16 protein-coding genes are annotated in these 23,770 nt (G+C 62.4%); 5 read left to right on the top strand and 11 right to left on the bottom strand.

All coding sequences use genetic code 11. The features are described 5' to 3' along the window. Nucleotides 1–13: 13 nt before the first annotated feature. The 9 genes from GE027_RS06940 to GE027_RS06900 all read right to left on the bottom strand — a co-directional run bounded on the left by GE027_RS06940 (nucleotide 14) and on the right by GE027_RS06900 (nucleotide 12,454). Nucleotides 14–1,210 (bottom strand): cytochrome c oxidase subunit II, encoded by a 1,197-nt coding sequence (locus GE027_RS06940; protein WP_153556456.1) that lies wholly within the window; start codon nucleotides 1,208–1,210, stop codon nucleotides 14–16. A 6-nt stretch (nucleotides 1,211–1,216) separates the two neighbouring features. Beyond that, a complete protein-coding gene (locus GE027_RS06935) occupies nucleotides 1,217–2,050 on the bottom strand; it encodes an SCO family protein (RefSeq protein ID WP_153556455.1) in 834 nt (277 codons plus the stop codon). An 85-nt stretch (nucleotides 2,051–2,135) separates the two neighbouring features. Next, the gene (locus tag GE027_RS06930; RefSeq protein ID WP_153556454.1) at nucleotides 2,136–2,465 is read right to left on the bottom strand and encodes a hypothetical protein; all 330 of its coding nucleotides are present in this window, start codon (nucleotides 2,463–2,465) and stop codon (nucleotides 2,136–2,138) included. Between the two features lie 18 nt (nucleotides 2,466–2,483). Beyond that, nucleotides 2,484–3,731 carry a hypothetical protein gene (locus GE027_RS06925; protein ID WP_237607354.1) on the bottom strand — a complete coding sequence of 416 codons (1,248 nt, stop codon included), beginning with the start codon at nucleotides 3,729–3,731 and terminating at the stop codon, nucleotides 2,484–2,486. Between the two features lie 45 nt (nucleotides 3,732–3,776). After that, on the bottom strand, nucleotides 3,777–5,669 hold the full coding sequence (locus tag GE027_RS06920; RefSeq protein WP_153556453.1) for a quinol:electron acceptor oxidoreductase subunit ActD: 1,893 nt from the start codon (nucleotides 5,667–5,669) through the stop codon (nucleotides 3,777–3,779). Nucleotides 5,670–5,680: 11 nt separating this feature from the next. Beyond that, a complete protein-coding gene (gene nrfD / locus GE027_RS06915) occupies nucleotides 5,681–7,105 on the bottom strand; it encodes an NrfD/PsrC family molybdoenzyme membrane anchor subunit (RefSeq protein ID WP_153556452.1) in 1,425 nt (474 codons plus the stop codon). 82 nt (nucleotides 7,106–7,187) lie between these two features. Continuing rightward, a complete protein-coding gene (locus GE027_RS06910) occupies nucleotides 7,188–10,469 on the bottom strand; it encodes a TAT-variant-translocated molybdopterin oxidoreductase (RefSeq protein ID WP_153556451.1) in 3,282 nt (1,093 codons plus the stop codon). Next, nucleotides 10,466–11,149: a cytochrome c3 family protein gene (locus tag GE027_RS06905; protein ID WP_153556450.1), complete on the bottom strand. Its 684-nt coding sequence runs from the start codon at nucleotides 11,147–11,149 to the stop codon at nucleotides 10,466–10,468. The genes GE027_RS06910 and GE027_RS06905 overlap by 4 nt, the downstream gene beginning before the upstream one ends. A 231-nt stretch (nucleotides 11,150–11,380) precedes the next feature. Beyond that, nucleotides 11,381–12,454, bottom strand: a complete 1,074-nt coding sequence (locus tag GE027_RS06900; protein ID WP_153556449.1) for an ROK family protein — start codon at nucleotides 12,452–12,454, stop codon at nucleotides 11,381–11,383. Between the two features lie 745 nt (nucleotides 12,455–13,199). On the opposite strand from GE027_RS06900, the gene GE027_RS06895 reads away from it, so the two are divergent. Beyond that, nucleotides 13,200–13,868: a helix-turn-helix domain-containing protein gene (locus GE027_RS06895; RefSeq protein WP_237607353.1), complete on the top strand. Its 669-nt coding sequence runs from the start codon at nucleotides 13,200–13,202 to the stop codon at nucleotides 13,866–13,868. A gap of 65 nt (nucleotides 13,869–13,933) precedes the next feature. Here GE027_RS06895 and GE027_RS06890 read toward each other — a convergent pair whose 3' ends face one another. Continuing rightward, nucleotides 13,934–14,329 carry an NUDIX hydrolase gene (locus GE027_RS06890; protein WP_153556448.1) on the bottom strand — a complete coding sequence of 132 codons (396 nt, stop codon included), beginning with the start codon at nucleotides 14,327–14,329 and terminating at the stop codon, nucleotides 13,934–13,936. 346 nt (nucleotides 14,330–14,675) lie between these two features. On the opposite strand from GE027_RS06890, the gene GE027_RS06885 reads away from it, so the two are divergent. The 4 genes from GE027_RS06885 (at nucleotide 14,676) to GE027_RS06870 (ending at nucleotide 22,082) form a co-directional block, all read left to right on the top strand. Next, nucleotides 14,676–15,989, top strand: coding sequence for a CCA tRNA nucleotidyltransferase (locus GE027_RS06885; RefSeq protein WP_153556447.1), 1,314 nt, complete (start codon nucleotides 14,676–14,678; stop codon nucleotides 15,987–15,989). A 517-nt stretch (nucleotides 15,990–16,506) separates the two neighbouring features. Next, nucleotides 16,507–17,616 carry a hypothetical protein gene (locus GE027_RS06880; RefSeq protein ID WP_153556446.1) on the top strand — a complete coding sequence of 370 codons (1,110 nt, stop codon included), beginning with the start codon at nucleotides 16,507–16,509 and terminating at the stop codon, nucleotides 17,614–17,616. Nucleotides 17,617–18,997: 1,381 nt separating this feature from the next. Next, nucleotides 18,998–21,007, top strand: a complete 2,010-nt coding sequence (locus GE027_RS06875; RefSeq protein WP_153556445.1) for a hypothetical protein — start codon at nucleotides 18,998–19,000, stop codon at nucleotides 21,005–21,007. A 496-nt stretch (nucleotides 21,008–21,503) separates the two neighbouring features. Next, the gene (locus GE027_RS06870; RefSeq protein WP_153556444.1) at nucleotides 21,504–22,082 is read left to right on the top strand and encodes a hypothetical protein; all 579 of its coding nucleotides are present in this window, start codon (nucleotides 21,504–21,506) and stop codon (nucleotides 22,080–22,082) included. Between the two features lie 78 nt (nucleotides 22,083–22,160). Here the strand turns inward: GE027_RS06870 and GE027_RS06865 are convergent, their stop codons facing one another. Continuing rightward, entirely contained in the window at nucleotides 22,161–23,657 is a 1,497-nt protein-coding gene (locus tag GE027_RS06865) for a glutamate synthase subunit beta (protein WP_153556443.1), read from the bottom strand. Between the last annotated feature and the right edge of the window lie 113 nt (nucleotides 23,658–23,770).

Below are 23,770 nucleotides of genomic sequence, written 5' to 3'. Positions count from 1 at the left end.
AAGTGTATTGTTGCTAGTTCGCGATCGCTTCGACGGGCTGTGCCGCCGCGGCGTCTGCGTCGTCGGCCGCCGCGGCATCGTCATCCAAAGCCGCTTCGCTGGCCGTCTCGCCACGATCGCTGAGGGTTTTCATGTACGCGATCAGCGACGCGATATCGTCATCGCTTAATTGACCTTTGAAGCTGGGCATCTGAGGCTGAAAGCCCATGACGACCTTGGCTTTGGGGTCCAGAATTGATTCGCGAATGTACTGTTCATCGGCCAGAACCGTCTCGCCGTCGGCCATCTGCCGCTCGTAGCCGTAGAGGTTATGGAAGGTCGGGCCGACCAGGATATTGTTGGGTTCGTTGCTGTGACAGCCGATGCAGTTACGCAACTGGTACAGTTTCTCGCCGTACTCGGCCAACGGCGTCTCGCCACGGCTGCTGATCTTGCGAATCCATTCGTCCCAGCTCTCCTGGGTTTCGTGGACGACCACGTAACTCTGCATCGCCGAGTGGTCGCGGCCGCAGTACTCGGCGCAAAACAGGTCGAAGTAGCGATACCCATCGGGCGTCATCTGGTAACGGTCGTAGTCCCAGACCTCGTCGCCGCTCTCTTCATGAGCTGCCAAGGCGGCTTCGTATTCCTCTTGACTGACCTTGGGGGTCGGCGTGGTGGCTTGGAACCATGCCGTGATGTAGCGGCCGGGAACCACGTCCTGCTTCAGCCGGAAGGCGGGTATGAAGAACGAGTGCAGCACGTCGGTCGAGCGCATCACCACTTTGGTCGGCTGGTTCAACACGACGTGCAGCTCCGGGTGGATTGCTCCCTTGCCGTAGTTCATCGACCAGCCCCATTTGAAGGCGGTCAAGTCGACCTGTTTGGCGCCTTCGGGCGGGGTGGCCATGTCCAGGTAACCCCAACTGCCGCGGACAAACATGATGACCAGAAAGATACAGGGCACGATCGTCCAGGTGACTTCCAGGACGTTATGGTGCGTGACCCGGCTGGTCGCCTTGCCGCCTTTGCGTTGGTAGTACTTGATCGGAAAGTAAACCATCAGGATCGCCAGCGGGATGAAGAACGCCAGCGAGATCCAGAGGATCATGCTGTACGTCCCATCGCTCTCGGCCGCATAGGTCGAGGCTTGCTCGGGGAACCACAGGTGATGCGCGGTGTCCGCCAACAGATGCGAACCGCGGAGAAACAATCCATCAAACATTGCCATTAAACCTTATTCGTCCGCACCGCCATCAGTGGCGGAAGTTTCTTGATCTTCGTTCGCTTCGGCACCCGTCAGAGACTTCCGACGTTTGCCGATCCAGTAGGGTGTCAGGCCCAGCAGGATGACCGCTACGGTCAACGCACCGCCCAGCCGCATCAGTTTCCAAGCTACGGCGACGTAACGTCCACGATCGGGGTCGTAACTCAAACACCACATGATGATCCTGTCGACCGGCGAGCCGATCGTGCCGTCTCCGGCCGCGATCAGGGACCGCTTCATGTCTTCGACCGGAAAGTCCACCCGCAGCGAATAGCTGGTGATGACCCCCTCGGGCGAGACAAAAGCCAACATCGCCGGGTGGTTGTACTCTTTGGTGATCTTGTCGAAGCGATACCTAAATCCTAACGCATCGGTCAGTTTTTCAATCGTCGATTCGCTGGCCGTGGCGAAATGCCACGCCTCGCCAGCGCGGGGTTGGTCGGGGACCTGGTCGACGTATAACTGCTGGGTTTCGCGACTTCGCTCGGGTTTTTCGTTGGGGTCGATGCTGACGGTCAGGACGCGGAAGTCGTTGCCCAGATCCAGATCCATCTCGTTCAATGTTCGCGACAGTGCATTGAGCTGGACACTGCACAGCATTGGGCAATCGCTGTAGTTCAACGTCACGATGACCGGCCGCTGGCCGTCGAAGTAGTGTTCCAGCGTTACGGTGTGCCCCGAGGAATCGACGACCTGCTCGTCCAGCGGCAAGCGGGTGCCCAGGTGCTGGTCGACCGTGACGCCTTCGGCCTGGGCCGGAATGCCTTCGTTCAGCTGCACACCGGTATCGGGTTGCGCCCACACGGCGGAACCCCCAACCAGCGACCCTCCGACGGCCAACATCCAAGCCACCAGCCCGACGGGTGCACCGCACAGGGGCCGAAAAACGCTAGGTCTCACTGGGGTCCGCCGCGGTCGAGTTATCTTGTTCGGATTCATTTTGAGCCTCTTCCACCATCCGCGTCATCACCACGTCGACGGGGACCTGCACCTGGCCGGTTTCCTCGTTGATGCCGTAGTGATTCAGCGTATCGCTTTGCGTGCTGAGCACGCGATTGCCTTGAAAGAAACGTCCTTGTCGTAATTTATGTTCTTCCTGACGTTCCGCTAAGGCATAGTAGACCACCTGACAGGCCAGGATGGTGATGAACGTCAGCGCGGCCGAGATGATCGCGACCGTGAAGAGCTGTCGGTTATTGAGATCGTCGTAGCTAGCCATCGTATTTCCTGACTGGGGCTAAACGTTTTCGAAGGCGAGGGATTCGATCAGACGCGGGTCACGCACGGGAATCAACGGCACATCGGCCGCCAGCTTGAAGACCGCTCCGAGGTACAGGGCAGACATCCCCACCCCGCACAGGATCACGCTGACAATCCCCAGTCCGCCGCCGGTCGGTCCCATGGCGTGGGAGGCCTGCGGCATGATCGCCCAAAACAGGTCGATAAAGTGCATCAGCAGCAGGTACACCGACCAACCGAACACCCAGCCCGGACGACGCCGCAGCGGTCGGCTGAGCAGGGCCAGGAAGGGCAGCAACCAGTGCATCAGAACCAGAATGATCGACACCCAGCTCCAGCCGTTGGCCTGACGATAGAAGAACCACTCGGTCTCCTCGGGAATGTTCGCGTACCAGATCAACAGGTACTGGCTGAAGCTGATGTAGGCCCAGAACACGACAAAGCCGAACAGCAATTTCCCCAGGTCGTGGTAGTGTTCGACAGTGACTTCGTCGCGGAGCTTGCCCTGGGCCTGAAACCAGTAGACCAGGGCCGTGCCCGCAGCCAACGCGGCCAGGATCGAGCCGGCGAAGATGTATACCCCAAACATCGTGCTGAACCACATCGGGGCCAGCGACATGATCCAGTCAAACGCCGCGATCGAACAGGTCAAACTGAACAGGAACACCGCCGGCCCGCTCCAGAACTGCATCTTCTCCGTCAACTGGACTTCACCCGTCTGGTCCTGCCGCCGGCTCATTCCGCAGAAGTAGCGAGCCAACAGGATCCAGGACGCAAAGCAGAAGACGGCCCGGATCGTGAAGAAGCCGGGGTTCAGGTACAGCTGCTTGATCGGAGCGACTTCCAGAGCGTTGAACTCCGCACCCTGCCAGGCGTACATGGTTTCGCCGCCGATCCAAACCGCGATCAAGATCGGGACGAACATGATCGCCAGCAGCGGCATGGCGCTGGCCAACAATTCGCTGGTCCGCCGCACCGTGGCACTCCACCCGGCTCGGGTCAGATGCTGGATGATCACAAAGAACAATGCCCCCAGACTGATCGTGACGCAGAACATCAGCGCCGACAGGTAGGACAGCATCGCATAGCGGACGCCTTCGCCGGCGGCGAGCCCGATTGCCCAGCCGACCAACAGGACGAGCACACCGCCACCGAGCAGCGGTACGGCCAGCTTCGCCAGCGACGCTGGCAACTGCAGCGTGTCGTGATCGGGAGCTTTTAATTTGATAGGTTCAGAATGGCTCACTTGGGTTCACCAAATACGAAAATGACTGTTTAGGTTGCTGATGGACTAGCTGTTCGGGTTTGCCGCGGTGGCCGCGGTGGCCGCTTGCTCGGCTGCTTGGGCCGCCGCCGCAGCGGCTTCTTCCTCCAGCCGCTGCTGGCGTTGCTGCTGCAGCAGCTCCAGTCGCTCCCGCTCCTCGGCCGGAACGAGTTCGGCGAACGCATCGGCGTTGCGGCTGCCCTGCAGGGCACGAACATAGGCGACGATCGCCCAGCGGTCGTCGGCGGTGATCTGGGCACCGTAACCGGGCATCTTGCGGATCCCGTGCGTGATCGTGTTGAACAGTTTGCCGTCCGGGTAGCTTTCCGCTGCGAGATCCACGTTGTACAGCTTGGTCGGCGGGACCCAGGTCGGAGACAGAATCTTCTGGGCTCGCAGCGAAACCAGCCCGGTGCCACTGCCGTCTCGGCCGTGACAGACCGCACAGTAGATGTTGAACTGGTTCTGACCACGCCGCAGGTTGGCCATCGTGATCGGCAACGGATTCTGCTCCAGCCACGGTGTGTTGTCGACCGCGGTGGCCGCGCCCTCGGCGGCCGGTTCCGCCGCCGCCTCGGCTTCCATCGCCGGCGCGTCTTCGCCGGCCGCCGGAGCTTCTTCGTCAGCCGCCGCAGCTTCTTCGCCAGCCGCCGGAGCGTCTTGGGCGGCCGCTTCCTCGGCCGGAGCTTCATCCTGCATCTCGCTTTGGTCTTCGTCGGCCGCGGCGGGCTGCTCAGCGGGCGCGTCGTCCGCGTCTCCCTCGGCAGGCTCATCGTCCCCGGCGGGCTTGTCGTCCCCGGCAGGAGCGTCGTCCTCGGCGGGAGCGTCGTCCTCGGCGGGAGCGTCGTCCTCGGCGGGCTGCTCAGCTGGCGTCTCGCTCATTTCGCCCTCGGCGGGCTCGTCGCCCTCGGCGGGTTCATCACCCTCGGCGGGTTCGTCACCTTCGGCGGGTTCGTCACCCTCGGCCGGCTCGTCTTCAACGGTGGTTTCTTCGACGACGGGTTCGTCTTCGGCGGGTTCCTCGTCGCTAGGCGGCTGGACGGCGGCGACCAATCGTTGGGCTCGCTGCGGGTCCAGTTGGGCGAGGGCTTCCATGTCGATCCCGGTGTTGAAATCCAAGCCGTATTCCAACTGGCCGCGAGCGACCGTACCCGGGACGTCGGGTCGCATCGAGCGACCGTCGGCGAACAGCGTAGTCCGGCTCTGAGCATCCTTGGCGGGCGAGAAATCCATGTCATAGAAGACGTGGAATCGCGGGCTACTGCTGCGGGTGACTCGCATTCGCGCGATCAACACCGGCGGCACCAGCGCCAGGATCGCCAGCGTACACAGGATGTAGAAAATCGGTCGTGGGATGTGCGTCGGCGTGTCGTCTTCGACCACCGGGGTGACGTGAGGCGAGCCGCAATCGGTCAACAGATCTCGGGCACCGTCCAGTTCAAACCGTTTGTCTTTGGCATCGATGAACAAGAAAAACCGGTCATCGGTGGCGCGGTCAAAACGCGGATTGGTGAACAGCGGATTGCTGAATCGCGGCAGGCGATTCAGGGCCAACATCCCCAGGAACGACGAGAACGCAGCCAACAGAATCGTCAACTCGAACGAGACCGGGATGAACGCCGGCAGGCTGACAAAGGGCTTGCCGGAGATGATGTACTGGTAATCGATCCCGTTCATCCAGATCTGCATCGTCAAACCGGTCATGCAACCGATCAGACCACCGGTCAGGGTGATCCAGGGCAGGCGGGTCGGCCGGATGCCCAGCGCCTTGTCGATGCCGTGCACCGGGAAGGGCGTGAAGGCATCGGTCAGGGTGTAACCGGCGTCGCGGACGCGCCGTGCGGCGGCCAGCAGCCCATCGACGGTGTCGAATTCGGCGGTCAATCCGTGAATCGTTTCTTGTTCTTCAATTTCAGCCATGGTTTCGTCTTTCATTCCGCTTCGTGCTGGGCGTGTTCGGTCAAGTGCCGCACGTGCATCTCATGGGCAAGCGTGGCTTTGGTTTCCGCCATGTTGATGACCGGCATCAGGCGGCAGAACAACAGAAACAGGGTAAAGAACAACCCAAATGATCCGATCAACATCCCCCAGTCGACCCAGGTCGGCGTAAAGTATCCCCAGGCACTGGGCAGGTAATCACGCGACAAACTGCTGACCACGATCACGAACCGTTCGAACCACATCCCGATGTTGACGAAGATCGTGACGATGAAGATCAACACCGGATCGGTGCGGAACCGTCGGAACCAGAACAACTGGGGGCTGATGACGTTGCACGTAATCATGATCCAGTAGGCCCAGGCGTAAGGCCCGAAAGCTCGGTTGATAAAGGCGAACGATTCTTCTCGGACCTGACCGTACCAAGCGATGAAGAACTCCGTACCGTAGGCAAGGCCCACGATCGATCCCGTTGCCAGGATGATCTTGCACATGTTCTCCAAGTGCCGCAGCGTGATCAGGTGCTTGAGGTTCAGCAGCGATCGGGCGGGGATCATCAGGGTCAAGACCATCGCGAAACCACTGAAGATCGCTCCGGCGACGAAGTAGGGTGGGAAGATCGTCGTGTGCCAACCGGGCACCTGGCTGACCGCGAAGTCAAACGACACGATCGTGTGCACGCTGAGCACCAACGGGGCGGCCAGGGCGGCCAACAGGGCGTAGGCCTTTTCGTAACGCAACCAGTGGCGGGACGAACCCGACCAGCCCAGGGCCAAGATGCCGTAGGCAAACCGCCGGTAGGGGTTGCGGGCTCGGTCACGCAGCGTGGCCAAGTCGGGAATCATCCCCATGTACCAGAACGCCGCGGACACCGAACCGTAGGTGCTGACGGCGAACACGTCCCACAGCAGGGGGCTGCGGAACTGTGGCCACATCCAGAGGTTCAAACTGGGATAAGGCGCCAGCCAATATGCCAACCAGGCCCGGCCGACGTGGATGCCCGGGAACGATCCCGCACAGATCACGGCAAAGATCGTCATCGCCTCGGCCGCGCGGTTGATGCTGGTACGCCATTCCTGTCGGAACAGGAACAGAATCGCGCTGATCAACGTGCCGGCGTGCCCGATCCCGACCCAGAACACAAAGTTCACGATCGGCCAACCCCAGAAGACCGGCGCCTGGTTTCCCCATACGCCGACGCCGGTGTAGATCAGGTACAGGACCAGGATTCCGAAAAATCCCGCCAGGTGGGCGGAGACCAGAAAACCGGCCACCCACAGCTTGCTGGGTTTGCGTTCGGCGATCTGACAAACCGACTCGGTGATGGTGTGAAACGTGGTGTCACCCAACACCAGCGGCGCCCGTTCACCGGGTCGCTCCAGCGTGTTGTCTGAGCCTTGTACGGCAGCGATGGACATGGTTTTGCGTTACGTACGTGAATGAAGGATAAACGAAGCTCGGCGAGCCTGGATCAGCTCCCGCGGGGCGGGACGCGATGGATTAATGGGCCTCGCCAGCCGGCTTGGCATCGGTGTTATCGTGGTCGTGATCGCCTTCGTGGTCATGGTGATCGTCCGCATGCTCGTCGTGCGACTCACCGTGATCGCCGTGGTGATGCAGCTTTTCGTGCAACGTATTGAGGTCGCTGATCTGAGCGGTGGTCATCAGCAGCGGCGGCGTATTGCGGATCCGCGACATGTAGGTCGTTCGCGGTTTGACCCGCAACTGCGGCAACATGCCGTAGGTCCGCACGTCTTCGCGGGCCTGAGCGACTTTGCTGTGAGGATCGGCGATGTTGCCGAATTCGATCGCTCGCGTCGGGCAGGCGGTCTGGCAAGCGGTCTTCACATCGCCGTCGCGGATCGCGCGGCCTTCCTTGCGGGCGTCAATCTTGGCGGCCTCGACCCGCTGGATGCAGTAGGTGCATTTCTCCATCACGCCTCGGCCACGCACGGTGACTTCGGGGTTCAGCACCAACTGCTGCAGTTTGCGGTTAGCCGATTCGATCGAACCGGGGAAGGCGTCGATGCCGTAGCCCACGCCCACTTCGCTGTTGAAATTAAAGTAGTTAAATCGCCGCACCTTGAACGGGCAGTTGTTGGCACAGTACCGCGTTCCGATACACCGGTTGTAGGCCATCGCGTTGATGCCCTCGTTGGTGTGCACAGTGGCCGCCACGGGACAGACTTGTTCGCAAGGAGCCGTTTCGCAGTGCATGCACATCAAGGGTTCTTGCACAACGTCGGCGTTGTCTTCATTGCCCTGGAAGTAGCGGTCGATCCGCATCCAGTGCATCTCGCGGCTATCGAGCACCTGATCTTTGCCGACGATCGGCACATTGTTTTCACTCTGGCAAGCGATGACGCAGGCGTTGCAACCGGTGCACTTGGTCAGGTCGACCGACATGCCCCACTGCGGCACAAAGTCCAACTCCGGCGCCTCCTGCAGCGCCTCCATCGGCTCCTTTTCCCACAGTTTGGTGTGGTCATAGTCGGGCACATGGGGCGCTTTAGCGGCGGTGAACTGCGGGGTTTTCTCCAGCAGTGCCAGGGTGCCTTCGCGGATCAGCTTGTAGCTCCGCTCTTCGGCTTCTTCTCGGCCCAGTTCGTCGATCGCCCAGTGGTCCTGGGTCGTCGCCAGCTCGTACTCGTCGGTTCGCGGTCGCGACTCCATGTTGTAAGCGACCAGCATCGAATCGCTGGTTCGCAGCGGCCGCACATCGGTACCAACCGACGGCAGGTCCATATCCTTGAATCCGCCGATCGCGCCGGCACGGGTGCGACCGTAACCGTACGCCAGCACGGTGCAGCCGTGCGCCATGCCGGGCATTTCGTAAACCGGTACCTCCAGACTGACCTCTCCGCGACGCAGGGCGACCATCGTGCCGTGCTTGACCTTCAATTGACGGGCCGTGTGCGGGCTCATCAACGCCGCGTTGTCCCACGTCAACTTGGTCAGCGCCTGAGGCATCTCCTGCAGCCAACCGTTGTTGGCGAAGCGTCCGTCGTAGATGCCGTCGGCAGCGGTGAAGACGATTTCGATATCGTTCTGATTGATCTCGTAGGTCACGCTCAGCGTGCCATCGCTCAACGGGTCGTCGCTGCCGGTGTACTCGGCGTCGGCGATCTCGACCTTCAATTCTTCGCTGTAGCCGTCGTGCAGCAGCGTCCGCCACTGCCGATTGCTCAGCGAGCTGCCCGCGATCTGGTCGGCCGTCGCCCGCACGATCGCCTCGGGCGAGGTGTCGGGTTTCTCCAACAACATCGCCAACACTTCCAGGCTGGTCCGGCCGTTCAGCAGGGGCAGGATCTGCGGCTGGCAGACGCCGTAGTGGCCGCTGTCGCTGATCGTATCGCCCCAGCTCTCCAGCGGATGGGCGGCCGGCAATTGCCAGTCGCACAGGGCGGCGGTCTCGTCGTCGTACTCGCCCCAGTAGATGCTGTTGCGGATCCGCGAAATCGCGCCGGCCAGGTCGAGGTCCGAGGGTGCCGAAAAGGCCAGGTTATTGCCCAGCACCAGGACGCTGTCGAACGTGCCACTGGCCGCCCGCTGGAGGAACTCGGCCACGTGGATGGTCTTCAGGGACGCGTCGACCGGTTGGGCAAAGCGAACCAGTTTGTTCAGCGAGCCGAGCTTGTTATTGATGCGAATTCCGGCGGCCACCGCATCGGCACCGAGGTGTTCGCCGACGACGACCACCGCCTTGTCTCCAGCGGCGTCCAGGTCCGCCGCCGCCACGGCCAAGAAACGCTCGGCACGTTCCTGGGGCGAAAGCAGGTCGTAAGCCTTCTCGCCGTCGATGTCCGCAGTACTAAGATCGTCGCCGTCGAGGGCTGCTTCCAGAGCAGCCAGGAATTCGATGGCGTCCGAGGGACGCAGCGCCAAGCGCGAGTCGGCCGTGGCGCCGGTGTTGGTGTACCCGGCTTCGACCGCATACAGCCGGCTCATCTGGCCTTCCATCGGATGGCGGCCGTCCACAAAACTGCGCGAGTTGTGGATCATATTGCGGTCTTGGCCCAGGATGTCGGCCTGCACCGTCAAGACGACCTCGGCTTTGGCCAGATCCAAAACCGGCTCGCCTTCGCGACCGATAGCCTGCGCCGTGGCTTTGCGCATCACGTCGCTGCGCACCGAGTCGTAGCGAACGAGGGTGGCCTGCGGCATGGCTTGCTGCAGCTCCTCCAACATACGCACCAGCGACGGCGACGAGGTGGATTCCATCAACACCGCCAACGAGCGACCTTCGGAGGCTCGCAGCGACGGGGTCAGCGTCCGCAGATACGTGGCGAAATCGTCCCACTCGGCCGGACGCATCTTGCCATCGCGAAACTGCATCACGCTGCCCAGCCGATCCGGGTCGTATAGGCTGAGGATCGAGGCCTGGGAATAGACGTCGGTGCCGCCGCGACCAAAGGGATGCTGGTCGTTGCCTTCGACCTTGATCGGCCGCCCGTCAACGCAGCTGATCAGTAGGTTGTAGACCCGGCCAGCCCACTCGAAGTTCGTCGCACGGCTGTACGCCTCGCCGGGAACCCGACCCTCGGGCCGAATCACAAACGGCGCGATGCTCTCTTCGGGATAGCGGCACCCGATCGCTCCGCCGAGGGCCAACGAGGCGCCCATCATTTGGATCCAGCGGCGACGGGAGACGCCTTCGGGGTATTCCGAAGCGGCGACCGGAAACTCTCGCTCAATATATTGGCTAAAGTCCGAACTCTGCCGCATCTCGTTCAGGCTGCGCCAGTAGCGAGCCTTCGGTGACTCAGTATTTTTTTCGCTCATCGGTGACACACGGCGCAGTTAACTTGCGGATTGATGTGGTGTTTGTCTTTCAGTTCTTCACCCGTTGGATCGTCCTCGCTGCGTTCCCAGTCCAACTGGGTAACGAACTCAACCGGACGCAGGTGAGGCGTGGGATCCCGGTGGCATTCGATACACCAGGCCATCGACAACTCTTCGGCTTGATAGACCACTTCCATTTGGTCGATGCGACCGTGACAGCTGACACAGCTGACGCCCGAATTGACGTGGGCCGCATGATTGAAATAAACGAACTCGGGCAGGTTGTGGACCCGTTTCCAGTCCACGCTCTGTCCGGTCTTCCAACTGTTGTGAATCGGAGCCAGCTTGTCGCTCTCGGCATGCACCGCCGCCAGCGCCGTCTGCCCGGACGCCTCGTCCATCGGGCTGTGGCAATTGATGCAGGTGGCCGTGGGCGGAACCGCGGCGTGCGCGGCTTCGAAGACGGTGTTGTGGCAGTAGCGACAATCCATCCGCAACTGGCCCGCATGCAGGGCATGACTAAACGGAACGGGCTGGGTGGGTTGGTAGCCAACGTTCAGTGTGTCCGGGTCGGTAATCAAACCGCCCAGCGTGCCGGCGTAGACAGCCCCAACGGCAATCACACCGCCTAACAAAACCAGAAAACGGTTCACCCAGCGTGGGAATAGAAAGCGATCCATAGCAATTGCCCGAATGGGCACCAAATGTACGAGGGTAACAGGTGCGGGACGCGGCCGCCGATCCTTCCTGACGGCACGCAGTATCGCGTTGCGGACACCTTGGTATCAAGGGCACGTAAGCTATCGCGACACAATGCCGCACAGCTTTCCCGAGCCCGGGTGTCTTCGTCGCTACAGCCGTCGGAAGAGTCGCGGGAGAACGTAGCGTATGCCCCCAAAGGCGACAAGGCTTCAGTCGTGATAACAGTGCTGTAAAGCACCGATTACGCTGGCTTGGTCGCCACAGATCGAGAAAGCAAACCCATCGAAATCGCGGAACCCATCCAAGGCCCGCTCCCGGTACGCAGCCCGAGCCGATTCCAGGTACCTCCGGCGGGGGCCGGCGGCCAGATCACACACCCCGCCGCCGATCACCAACAGGTCGTAGTCGCCCAGATACTGGATCTGCAACAAGCCGATCCCCAGGGCCCGAGCCTGGTCATCCAGCAGTTCCAGCGCCAGGCCGTCGTCGTCGGCGGCCAACTCGCGCAGCCGCTTGGCCCGATCCTTCATACTGCCCGGCACCTGGTGCAGCGGATGCTGCCGCCATTCGGGCAGGCCGAGGCGGAATTCCAACTGATGGGTCAGCGCCGAGAGCGAGACGGCCGACTCCAGCGTGGAACAGGCGTTGCCGACGCGAAACTGACGGTCGTGGGCGTATCGGAACGCATCGTGGGGAAGGAAGATATGCCCGGCGTGGCCGGCGCGACCCTCGCGGCCGATCGTGACCGCACCGCAGCGGACTTCACCGCCGCCCAGCCCTGTGCCCACGGCCACCATGAACATCGAATCCAGTCGTTCGGGGGCGAAGTCGGCTCGGCTGCCCCGCAGCGGCGTGTTCCAGGCCTCGGGCCAATCCAGCAGACGCTTGCGCACGGCGTACTCGCCCAGCGCCGCGGCTTGACCGTCGCCCAGGTAGCGCACGGCCACGGGCGCTCCGGCGGCCGCCAGGGCGGACTCGAGCAGTTGACGGATCGGACAGCGATTCCATTGTTCGGGATCCAGGTTGGGCGTCTTCAACAGGACACCGTCGCGCGTGGCCGGCCCCGGCGTCGCCAAGGACACCGCAGCGATGTCCCCGGGAGCGGCGCCGCGCTGCTTCAGGAAAGCCGTGATCGCGGCCATGAGGTCAGCGATCGTGGCGGCCGGACCGTCGGCCGAGCGGGTGGCGAACTGAGGCGAGACGTATTCGACGCGCCGCTCGGGCGACCCCGCGGCGATCGTCGACGTGGTCCCGCCGACATCGATGCCTATCAAGTACTGCACGCGTTGGCTCCCCTGATGAAGAAGCGTGTTGGAGCCTTCATGATACCGGAGGGGGATTGCCGGAAGCGTATATAATGGTATTGCAGGCTGGTTCGAAAAAAACTTTTTCGGCCTCGGCGCTCCGGACACCGGTTGTCGCGGGGGCGGCTCGGCGGCGTTTGCCTTGCAAATCGCAATGGAATCGCACGATGGCGAAGCACCTTTGGAATTGATCTTGACGGTCAAGCCGAAGACGTCCGGGTGTTCCTAATAATTCGCCTTAAAGAGTTGGGCCGGTTTTGCTCGAAACTAATCTTCAGACAGGCATGTCTTGATCGGGTTACCGCCTCCTTCGGGGGTGGTTGATCGGTGGCGGTCAAGACGCTTGTTTCACGACGACAGGGGGGATTCTGGGATTCACGCCTCGGCCGGCTTCGGTCGTAGGTCGTGGGTGGGATCGTTTGTCACAAGGCCTACTTCGCTGGCCCGCGGCAACGGTTCTCGCTCAGCTTCTGCCCGTACGGCGACCCTCCGGGTCGCCCGAGACTCGTCAACCCTAGGGCTTTCGGGCCGCGCATTTCCCTGCCCCCACCGCTTGCTGGCGGGGACAGTGTTTTCTGCGGCCCGCAAGATACTTTTACTAATACCGCGAGAATCCCGTTCCAGAGAGCGTTGCACCACGCAACCGGCAGGCCCAGACCCAGCCGTCAAGTGAAGTTTTCATCCACATTCGCCCCACGTTTGTGGCAGCCGCACAGGACCGGCTGTGAAACCTCGCGCGACAACCGGGCCAGTAGATCGGCGGTTAACGACGCACCGCTGGTTGAGGGAAGATACAACGAGGCGTTATGGAGAACCTAACATGAAGGTCTTCACGACTGGACAGGTCGCCAAGATCTGTAAGGTCGCCCCTCGAACCGTTTCCAAATGGTTCGATTCCGGGCGATTGAAAGGATACCGCATTCCCGGCTCACAGGATCGGCGTATTCCTCGCGAATACCTGATCAAGTTCCTCAAGGAACACGGAATGCCCCTTGGCGACTTGGAAGATGAGGCGATGGCCAAGTGCTTGATCGTCGCCCAAGACCAAGTTTTGATTGAGAATTTGAAGCGCGAGCTGCCGCCCGAGAAAGCTTTCAAAGTCGCTGTCGCTGCCAGCGGTTTCGAAGCCGGTATCCAGGCCGAAAGCTTTAGCCCAGATTGCATCATCGTCGATTTCTCCATCGGAAAAATCGAATCGGTGCAGATCTGCCAAAACCTACGGAAGAATGTCGATTTTACCGACGTCATCCTGATCGCTCTGCTGCCTGACGATGGTCAGCCGATGAGCTTCGATCGCAGTGCGATCAACGAGACGTTTAAGAAGCCGTTTGACGCTCACCTGTTGGCCGAGCGACTGCGGACTCTGATCGGTGCAAAGAAAGAGTTGGTGTAAACGACCAACCCGAACTGCCTCGTCGAGAGAGCGTTGCATGTCCCGCCATGCAACGCTCTTTTCGTTTACCAGTTGATCGGCAGGGACAGTTTGCCCGTCCGCCAAGCCCGCATGAACTGCGGTACGCTGGGCAGGATCTCATCGGCCCCCTGCAGCTCCAGGCGGCTCATCCAAAACACTTCCTCGACCTCGCTGGGGTCCGGGTCGGGCTGCATCGTGGCCGGGATATCGGCCAGCCACCAAGCCAATTTGGTGCCCCACGGCGTGGTGCTGCGCCACAGCAGCCGGACCGGCGCAACCTCGATCGCCAACTCCTCGAGCATCTCGCGGCGCAGGGTCTGCTCCTCGGTCTCGCCCGGCTCGATCCCGCCGCCAGGAAAACACAACTTGCCCGGCGCCGTTACCATTTGGCTGCGCCGAATCACCAGAAATCGTTCCTCGCGCAGGATCACCGCAACCACTCCCCTGCGACCGTGCGGGGGTTTGGGATTGCTGATTTTAGGGGGGCGTTTGATCTTTGCGGGCGGACTCGCCGGGGGATCGGGGTCAGGAGAAGGCGGCCGGTTCAAAACGGACTCCGAGAGGGACAAATGGATGCAACAGGGTGTTTGTAGCCGCTGGACCGGGCAGAACACAACCGCGGGCAGGATGCGGTTCCCAACACCTCTCCGCGCCGTTCTATTATGGCTTGCCCCGGCACCGCTGGCCTAGGCTTCCAGCCCACCAGTGGCATAGGCTTCCAGCCTGTGAGCGGGTCTTCACAGGCCAGAAGCCTATGCCACTCTTCCTCCGCGAGACGAAAGCGCGATGACGAACTTCCCTTCCTCCGACGACGATTCCCAGCACGCGCTGGAGATCATCCGCCGGCTGCGCGAGGCGGGCTACACGGCCTACCTAGCCGGCGGCTGCGTGCGCGATTACCTGCTAGGGAAAACGCCCAAGGATTACGACGTGGCCACCAGCGCCACGCCCGAAACCGTCCGGGACCTGTTCGGCCGCCGGCGGACGCTGGCGATCGGAGCTTCCTTTGGCGTGATCAACGTGCTGTCGCCACGCGGCAGCGCGGCGGCGCCGGTCGAAGTGGCTACGTTTCGCAGCGACGGACCGTACAGCGACGGACGCCGGCCCGATCATGTCGCGTACAGCGATCCCGAAGGCGACGCCCAGCGGCGGGACTTTACGATCAACGGCCTGTTCTACGATCCCCTCGAAGAGGAGGTCATCGATTTTGTGGGAGGCCAGGCGGACCTGAAGGCCGGACTGGTGCGGGCGATCGGCGACGCCGACCGGCGGTTTGCCGAAGACCGCCTGAGGATGCTCCGCGCGGTCCGCTTCGCCGCCCTGTTCGGTTTTGAGATCCATCCGCAAACCAGTGCGGCGGTGCAAAGCCACGCCGCGGACATCCGGCAGGTCAGCGGCGAACGGATCGGTGCGGAGATGCGGCGGATGCTGGCCAGCGACGCCGCGGCCGATGCCCTGCGGTGGATGTTCGAGTTGCGGTTGGCCGAGCAACTGTTACCCGAACCGCTGGCGGCGGCGGCGAACGCCCCCACGACGCTTGCCTGGCTCTCCGCCCGGCAGCCAGCGGATGTTGCCAGCGGCTTGGCGATCCTGGCCGCAGCCGCCCAGCGGGACTCCGCCGATTCGACCGGACGCAAAATGCTGTCCCAGCTGTTCACGCAGTGGAAACTGTCAACCGCCGAGCGGGACGCGGCGGCCGAAGCCCTGTCGGCATTTCCCACGTTTCTAGCAGCCGATTCCCTGCCCTGGTCGGTGGTCCAGCCGCGGCTGGTCGGACGCTATGCGGCGACCGGCCTGATCCTGGCCGACGCCTACTCGCAGATCGCCGACGATCCGCTGCAGCTGGACGCATCAGGGACGGCCGGTTCAGGGCCGGCCGGTTCAGGGTCAGGCGATGGCGTTGCGTTTTGCCGCCGGCGACTGCAGTGGCCAGCGGAAAAACTGAATCCGCCGCCCTTGCTCGACGGTACCCAGCTGAAGCAACACGGCTTCCAGCCGGGGCCGAAATTTCGGGACATACTGGCCACGGTCCGCAGCGCCCAGCTGGACAACAAGATTCAAACCCCCGAACAAGCCCTGGAGCTGGCAGCGCGCTGTTAGGTGGCGGCCCGACCGCTTCGGTACTCGAACAACTTCTGTAGCCCCGTATGCGTAACGATTCCGACGATCAGTCGACGATGAATGCCTGCCTGGAAGCGACTGAGGCGGAAGTCGAGCAGATGCCGACAACAGCTCCAAGCAGAAAAGCCCGCCAAAGCCGAAGCAGCGCCCGCCTATTCGCGCCTATTCGCCGCCATTCGCGGGCACGTACCGTCTTCGGAAATAGGCCCGCGAATCACGCTAATGGGCGCGAATCGAAACCGCTCAACAGTACCAACGACCGATCGTCGCATTGTTCGGATCGCTGATCGCTAGGCACTTCGCAAACTGTATCTAGGCATTGCTCTCAGGGTTTCGTCGTCCTCGCGAAATGTTGGTTGGCCGTTATGGAAAACCTGGTGTATGCTCCCTCGTGGATCATGGCGATGGTTCTGTGGGGCATTCCGCGAGCGGTGGCCCGGATGATGCAAGTCGTCCTGACGTCGCCGCAATCACGACAAGAATAGGGGGCGGAGTGATGAATCACGTCGGGCCGACGGCCAAAACGACCGCAGCCAAAGACCGGGAAGATGGTGACGGCCCCGAAGAGGTCCTGTGCCGTTTGCGTGAGCACGTCTATCAGCGGCAGCGGGAGATCGAGCGGCTGCGCAGCCACGGCCAACGGCGACTCCGGCCTCGAGACGTAGTGCTGTTTTCTGGCGTACAGTTGTTGCTGTTGGCGGCCGCTGCGCTTGCCACCCCGCCGCTTTCCGGGCTTACCGAACTGGCTGCGTTCCAGTCGTGGCAGGAAACCGTTTTCGGGGCGCTGCTGCTGGGCGCGTTATCGTTGCCGGTTACGCTGTTTGTCGCCAACGCGCTGGTGGCCTGCCTCTGGGACGCACCGGTGATCCGCCGCGCCGGCCTGTTCGGAACTCCGGCCCTGGGCTGCCTGCTGACCGTCGTGCTGCAGTGGTGGTATTTGGGTGACGGAATGTTGGCGGCGTTTGTCTGCACCACGGCGCTGACGGCTTTCCTGCCGGGCATGACGCTGCGCTATCTGTCGCGTTGGCGACTGCGCTCGCTAGGGGCGGTGGAGGCGACGCGGCACAGTCGTCCGTCGACGATCGACCTGGCACTGCTGACCGCTCTGGTGGCCTTCACGCTCGTGCTGTACCGCGCCTGGTTCTTCATCCAAGGCTCGTGGCCACCGACGGGTGAGCAGTGGCAGGTGGTCGTGATGTTCGGCCTGGTTCCGATCTTGGCCGTCAGCATGGCCGTCTACTGCAGCCTTCGCGCTACGGCCGGCCGCCGTAGTTACCTCTGGGCTGCCTGGGGACTCGGCGGTGGGCTGATCGCCGGCGCGGTCGTGCCGCTTCTTTCAAAGCAGACCGAGTTCATCGATTTTCGCCTTGCCTGGCCCCTGCCCGGCGGTCTGACCGACGTGATTCTTCAAGCAATTCCCACCGGTCTATTGGTCACTTTCTCGGCGCAGGTGGTCGTTTGGACGTACTACTGGGCCATGCTGGAACCGGCCGAACACCTGACGCTCGCGGCCGGCCGCACGCCACCGGAGGCTGTGGGTGGGGATCGTCCGGGAACACAACGGGGAAACGCGTCCGAGCACCGGGCCTGGCCCAGCGGCGAGTAGGCCGCCGGCAAACAGGGGGTCGGCAAGCAGGGGGGCGAACCCGGCCTAAGCACGTCGGCATGAATCTTTCGGTGAAACCCCGCGACAACACCCTCCCGCGCAGCGGGAGGGTCGGGCCTAAGAGCCCGACTCTCCCAGTGGGAGAGGAAAGCCGAATGAAATGTTGCGACGCGCCTAGCGGCGGAGGAAACGCCCTTAGCGCCCATGTCCAACGGGTCCTTCGAGGCTCCGGGGCAGGGCCTTAAAAATTCTTGCTCGTGGCGGCCCGGCGAATCCTTGGGTTCGCGTTTGCTAGCTTGGAAAAGCTGGGATTTCCGGGCACAATCTCCGTTGACCCCGGGGGCCAGATCGATATTCTAAAAGCTCTTCGACGAGGGCTCGGGTGCGAACCCGAAGGACCGTCGTAAAGTGTTACGCGCAAGTGACTTAAGAATTCCTTCGCGAGTTCGCCACGCGTGGATCCGGTACTGGCAGCCTGCGGCCACGGGCTGGAAGTACTGGTCGGCTGAGCCGGCCCGATGGATTCACGGTTCGGACGCACGAAGCGGCCGTCCGCGAACGGCATGACTGTCTGCCAAACGGACAGACGTGCTGGGTAATGACCACACAAGGGCACAGGATGTGCCCTGGTCAGGCCTAGCTGGCTCGTCAGGCCTAGCTGGCTCGTCAGGCCTAGCTGGCTCGTCTCTCTGGCCGTGCGGACTATCTCTTGCACCGGAGCCGCTGGTGTTCGCTCGATGCTCAAGCGGCGGTGCGACGGTTTCTGAGACATCAAACTGGTGGCTGCCGTGCCAGCGGCAACCGTGGCGACCGTCGTCTTCGCCCCCAAACGGCCGCTTGTTTCGGCGCCACCGTTTAATTCTTTCCCACGCATATCCGGCGGGTACTTTTCACCTGACACTGCGGGAATCGTCAGGCTAGCCCGCGACCGTGATCCCGCCGGCAAGCGGTTTGGTATATCGCTTGCACACTTGGACAGGGCCCTTCTAAGCACGTCGCAACATTAACTTAGGCATTACTCTCCCTCTGGGAGAGTCGGGCTCTCAGGCCCGGAGAGGGTTTTCGTGAGTGCCCTCCCCGGGCCTAAGAGCCCGACCCTCCCGCTGCGCGGGAGGGTGTTGTCGCGGGGTTTCACCCAAAGATTTATGCCGACGTGCTTATCGCAGACGCCGGACAGCGTTCCGGCATCATTGACTTCAGTACCCGTTTCTTGCGTGAAAGGTGTCTTGTGAAGATGAAGATAAAGCTATCTGGCCGTGTGCCTCGCTGCCTGGCGGGATGCGCGTTGTTGCTGGCCACTTCGCTGTCCGCTGCTCGAGCTGAACAACCGCCGTCCCAACGACCGTCCTCCGATCGGGACGCGGCCCGGCAGAACGGCGACGTGGACTCTGTTGATTTGGATGTCTTGATGCGGGGGCCAATCCACGAAGGATTCGCCGAACCGGGCGTCGTTCCGCCGGACGATCCGGCGCCAACGAACAATACGCCAAACGCTTCGGCCTCGGCGCAGGCCACCGCCCAAGCGGATACTCGCCGTGGTAACCCCCGCGGGGCCCTGCAGTTGCCCGAACCGATTCCCGACCCGATCGATGAACAACCCGCCGAAGCTCGGCCCGTGGACGACCGTCGTGAAGCGGTTTGGTTGCCGGGGTACTGGGGCGTCGAGGACGAAGATCATCTGTGCTGGGTTTCGGGAACCTGGCGTTTCTCGCCGCCGGGCATGCAGTGGGTGCCCGGCTACTGGGATGAGAGCTCGGCCGGCTGGACCTGGGTGCCCGGGTTCTGGATCGAAGAAGCGGCCGAGGAGGTTTCGTACCTGCCGCCGCCACCCGCCCCGCCCGCCGACGTTGTGATGTACCGGGAAAGCCGTGACAACCAGTTCTGGGTTCCCGGCAAATACGTTTGGGTCGATGGCCAGTATCAATGGCAAGACGGTTTTTGGGCCCCGATTCAGAACGACTGGGTCTGGGTTCCGCACCGCTTGGTGCACACGCCGCGCGGCTACGTCGAGTGCCCCGGATACTGGGACTACCCGGTGGAGCGTCGCGGTGCCCTGTTCGCACCGGTCCGCTTCCGCTCGCCAGCCGACTATCGGCGAACGTACCGGCCCACCGTGGCGGTGAACGTCGTGCAGGCGCTGTCCTCCTTGTTCGTCAGCCCGCGCTACGGGCATTACTACTACGGCAGCTATTTTGGCGACCGTTACACGCCCTTCGGTTTGCAGCCCTGGGCCGCGTATCGCCGAAGCGTCCATCACTACGATCCGCTGTTCACTTACTACAGCGCCACGCGGGGCGGATTCCTGCAGGAACTGGTTCAGACGCGGCAGCGCTTCGTCGGTGGTCGTGGCCCCGAACTGCCGGTCACGTTCCGCCAGTACCAGCAATCGCGTAGCGTCTTCGCCAACCAGGTTGGCATCAACAACCTGGCCAGTCGTGTGGATCAATTAATTTCGACGCAGGCCGGCGGCAACGTGGACTTTGGCGGCTTCGATCGCATCGAACCGCTGAAGAACCTGGGCAGTGACCAGGCGATCCGCAACGTGGTCGACGAGGTGGATCGGCTGCGACGCTTTGCTCAAGCGCGCCGCGATGTCGAAACCGATCCTCGCGGCCGTGACGGCCGAGACCGCCCAGACGCCGATCCGCGACGCGGCGATGATCGACAGTGGCCCGGAGATGGGCGGCCCGGCGATCGCGATCCGCGCGGCGACCGAGATGACCGCCGCGAATTGCCCGATCGTGACGACGCCGTCGAGCGGGCTCGCCAGCGAGCCGAACAGATGCGGGATCGCGCTGGCGATGCAGCGGATCGAGCTCGCGACCGCTTGGACAACGTCCGGGACCAGCTTCGTGAATCGCAACAGAATCCGGGCAACTCGGCCGCAGGCGATGCCCTGGATCGAGCGCAGCGGCGTCTGCGGGACTTGAACAACCCGGAGGCCGGCGACGCCCTCGATCGAGCTCGCCAGCAGCTGGAAGGTCGGAGGAATCCGGGAGCCGGTAATGCGGCGGAAAACCGCTTCGACTTCCGCGGCTTCCGTAGTAATCGCGATCGTCAGGGTACTTCGCCCCAACGCGATCTACCCGGTGCCGCCGAGCGAGCGATCGACCGGTTCAATCCTCCGGGCCGACTGCAACCGGGCAATGCCGGTTCGAATGCGCCGGGCAACGTAGGCGGTGACGCCGGAGCGAATCGACCGGGCGCCCCCGGTACCGGCATTGGCGGCCGCGGCGACATCGGCGGGCAGATCGATGCCGGAGCCGGAGGTCAAGCTGGCGCCGGCCTCGGGGCCGGTGCTCAGATTGGTGCCGGTGCGCAAGCTGGTGGTGGCCTCGGCGGACAAGCCGGTGACGCCGCTGGCGGACAGGCTCCCCAGCCCGGCAACTAGCCGGAAGTCCGCGTTCACAAAAGGGGACGCGTTCGCAAAAGGGGACGGGTTCGCAAAAGGGGACGCGGTTCGCAAAAGGGGACGGGGGTCTTTTCTGCGGAAAGGCCTCCGTCCCCATTCTTTTTCTCCTTCCGGGAGGGGCGGGCTACTAGGTGCGGGCAGAGCTCGGCTCTTTGTTTACTCGAAACCGGTATTGCTGACACATAGGACGTCACCGGCCGGAACCATGTGGTGAGGCTACAGCGAAAGATTGTCATGCTGCCCCGAATCGGATAGTGTCGTGAGGGCACCGTTCTCACTCGCCGCGGTGTGCCCACGGCCGTTCGTCGATAAAACGATTGCACCGTCCTATGAACCCCGACGCGACACCGATAGCCTGCGACCGCGTGGCACAACGGCGGTCCTCCCGCCTTCTTTGGTTTGTCGCCACGGCGTACCTGGCTTACCTGGGGGCGATGATCGTCCATCGCAGCCCCTCCCGGACGGACAACTAACCATGCAGTGGCTCGGGATTATCAGCCTGTCGGTTGCGTGTTGCACGGTGTACGGCATTCTGCATGACCAGGTGACGGCTAGGGTTTGCATCGAATACTTCACAATCGGTCACCCTCCGATTTTTTCAACGCGCGATCCGACGTTACTCGGCATCGGTTGGGGCATCATCGCGACGTGGTGGGTCGGGATCATTTTGGGCGTTCCGCTCGCGATGGCGTCTCGCCTCGGCACTGCTCCTCGGAAGTCGACAGCTCAACTTCTTCGCCCCCTGGCGATCCTGATGCTTGTCAGCGGTTTGTTCGCAACGCTGATGGGGACGATTGGCTTCATCGCTGCCCACAACGGCTGGGTGTACCTGACAGGCGATTTGGCGAATCGCGTACCGCCCGAGAAACACGTCGCATTCATCACCGATCTTTGGGCGCACAGCGCAAGCTACTTTGCTGAGTGGCATCGTGCTGGTCGCTGGCACCTGGCGTTCGCGACGAACGCGGGATTCCTTGGGATGATGCCGCAAGCGATCTACGGTGCGAACATTGCCCGGCAGGAACGAAGAAGGGGACGGCGGTCTTTCATCTGAAAAGACCCCCGTCCTCTTATTTCTGTAGCCCTCAAGAGCCGTCGCGGTGGCGGCGACTCGAACGGATGCTTGCGAACCTTAGTGCACTAGTTGGGTGCCCATGGTCAGGCCTGGGGCAGGCAGGGAGCTGTGACCCTCCAGGTATTGGTCGATCGCTCGAGCGGCTCCGCGGCCTTCGTTGATGGCCCACACGACGAGGCTCTGGCCGCGACGGCAGTCACCGGCGGCGAACACGCCGTCGATGCTGGTGGTGAACTCGCCGTGCTTGGCTTCGAAATTGCTTCGTGCGTCAGTGCTGATTCCGAGCGCTTCGGCCAGGTACTGTTCGGGACCCAGGAAACCCATCGCCAGCAGAATCAGCTGGGCCGGCCACTCACGCTCGCTGCCCTCGACCTCTTCCATGTTCCAGCCTTCATCGGTCTTGGTCCATTTGACCTGAACCGTCTTGATGCCGGTCAGGTTGCCCTTTCCATCGCTGAGGAACTCTTTGGAGAGGATCTGGTATTCGCGGGGATCGCGGCCGAACTTCGCATTCGCTTCTTCGTGACCGTAATCGACGCGGAAGGTGCGCGGCCATTCGGGCCAGGGGTTGTCCGCGGCACGCTCTTCGGGCGGCTGGGGCAGCAGTTCGAAATTGACCATGCTGCGGCAACCATGTCGCAGGCTAGTTCCGATACAGTCGGTACCGGTATCGCCGCCGCCGATCACGATCACGTCCTTGCCTTCGGCGCTGATAAAGCCATCGCCCAAGGAATCGCCGTGGACCTTGTGCCGGGTGTTGGCGGTCAGGAATTCCATCGCGAAATGGACGCCTTTGAGGTCGCGGCCCGGAATCGGCAGATCGCGCGGCTTGGTCGCCCCGCAGGCCAATAGCACGGCGTCGTGGTCATCGTACAGCTGCTTGGCGTCGACGTTCTGGCCGACGTTGGCATCGGTGACGAAGCGGACGCCTTCGGCGGTCAGCTTATTCAGCCGCCGCTGCAACACGTCCTTGTCCAGTTTCATGTTGGGGATGCCGTACTGCAGCAAGCCGCCGACGCGATTGGAACGTTCGTAGACCGTGACCGAGTGACCGACACTGTTCAATTGGTCGGCGGCGGCCAACCCGGCCGGGCCGCTGCCGACGATCGCGACCTTTTTGCCGGTGCGCGATTCCGGCGGGGACGGTGGCAACCAACCTTCGGCCCAGGCCCGGTCGATAATCGCGTTTTCGATATTCTTGATCGTCACCGGCGGGTTGGTAATGCCCAGCACGCAGGAACCTTCGCAGGGTGCCGGACAGGTTCGGCCGGTGAACTCCGGAAAGTTGTTGGTCTGGTGCAGCCGTTCGCTGGCTTCGCGCCAACGGTTGTTGTAGACCAGATCGTTCCACTCGGGGATTAGGTTATCGATCGGACAACCGGTGGCCGATTGGCAAAACGGCACGCCGCAGTCCATACAGCGGGCGCCCTGCTCGCGAAGGTGTTCGACTTTGGGTTCGGTGTAGATTTCGTCGTAGTCGTTGATGCGGACGACGGGCAAGCGCCAGGCGACTTTCTTGCGGTCGAACTCTTTGAATCCTGTGGGTTTGCCCATGGTGAAGGCTCCGAAAAGGTGATCGATGTGGGATGTTTTTTATGGGAGGTCGGGTTCCAGGCCCCAGAGCGAGCTGCCGCGGCGGCTCGCTTCGTTTGCGCGCAGTCGGTTCG

Origin of the sequence: Roseimaritima sediminicola (assembly GCF_009618275.1) — a bacterium.
GTDB classification, from domain to species: domain Bacteria; phylum Planctomycetota; class Planctomycetia; order Pirellulales; family Pirellulaceae; genus Roseimaritima; species Roseimaritima sediminicola.
This window is presented reverse-complemented; position numbering and strand designations above follow the sequence as displayed.

What these genes read in the sequence shown, in the direction of transcription:
- GE027_RS06870 (WP_153556444.1), top strand. Translation starts at nt 21,504, where the DNA reads ATGCAGTGGCTCGGGATTATCAGCCTGTCGGTTGCGTGTTGCACGGTG.
- GE027_RS06865 (WP_153556443.1), bottom strand. Translation starts at nt 23,657, where the DNA reads ATGGGCAAACCCACAGGATTCAAAGAGTTCGACCGCAAGAAAGTCGCC.
- GE027_RS06940 (WP_153556456.1), bottom strand. Translation starts at nt 1,210, where the DNA reads ATGGCAATGTTTGATGGATTGTTTCTCCGCGGTTCGCATCTGTTGGCG.
- GE027_RS06920 (WP_153556453.1), bottom strand. Translation starts at nt 5,669, where the DNA reads ATGGCTGAAATTGAAGAACAAGAAACGATTCACGGATTGACCGCCGAA.
- GE027_RS06905 (WP_153556450.1), bottom strand. Translation starts at nt 11,149, where the DNA reads ATGGATCGCTTTCTATTCCCACGCTGGGTGAACCGTTTTCTGGTTTTG.
- GE027_RS06885 (WP_153556447.1), top strand. Translation starts at nt 14,676, where the DNA reads ATGACGAACTTCCCTTCCTCCGACGACGATTCCCAGCACGCGCTGGAG.
- GE027_RS06910 (WP_153556451.1), bottom strand. Translation starts at nt 10,469, where the DNA reads ATGAGCGAAAAAAATACTGAGTCACCGAAGGCTCGCTACTGGCGCAGC.
- nrfD (WP_153556452.1), bottom strand. Translation starts at nt 7,105, where the DNA reads ATGTCCATCGCTGCCGTACAAGGCTCAGACAACACGCTGGAGCGACCC.
- GE027_RS06880 (WP_153556446.1), top strand. Translation starts at nt 16,507, where the DNA reads ATGAATCACGTCGGGCCGACGGCCAAAACGACCGCAGCCAAAGACCGG.
- GE027_RS06930 (WP_153556454.1), bottom strand. Translation starts at nt 2,465, where the DNA reads ATGGCTAGCTACGACGATCTCAATAACCGACAGCTCTTCACGGTCGCG.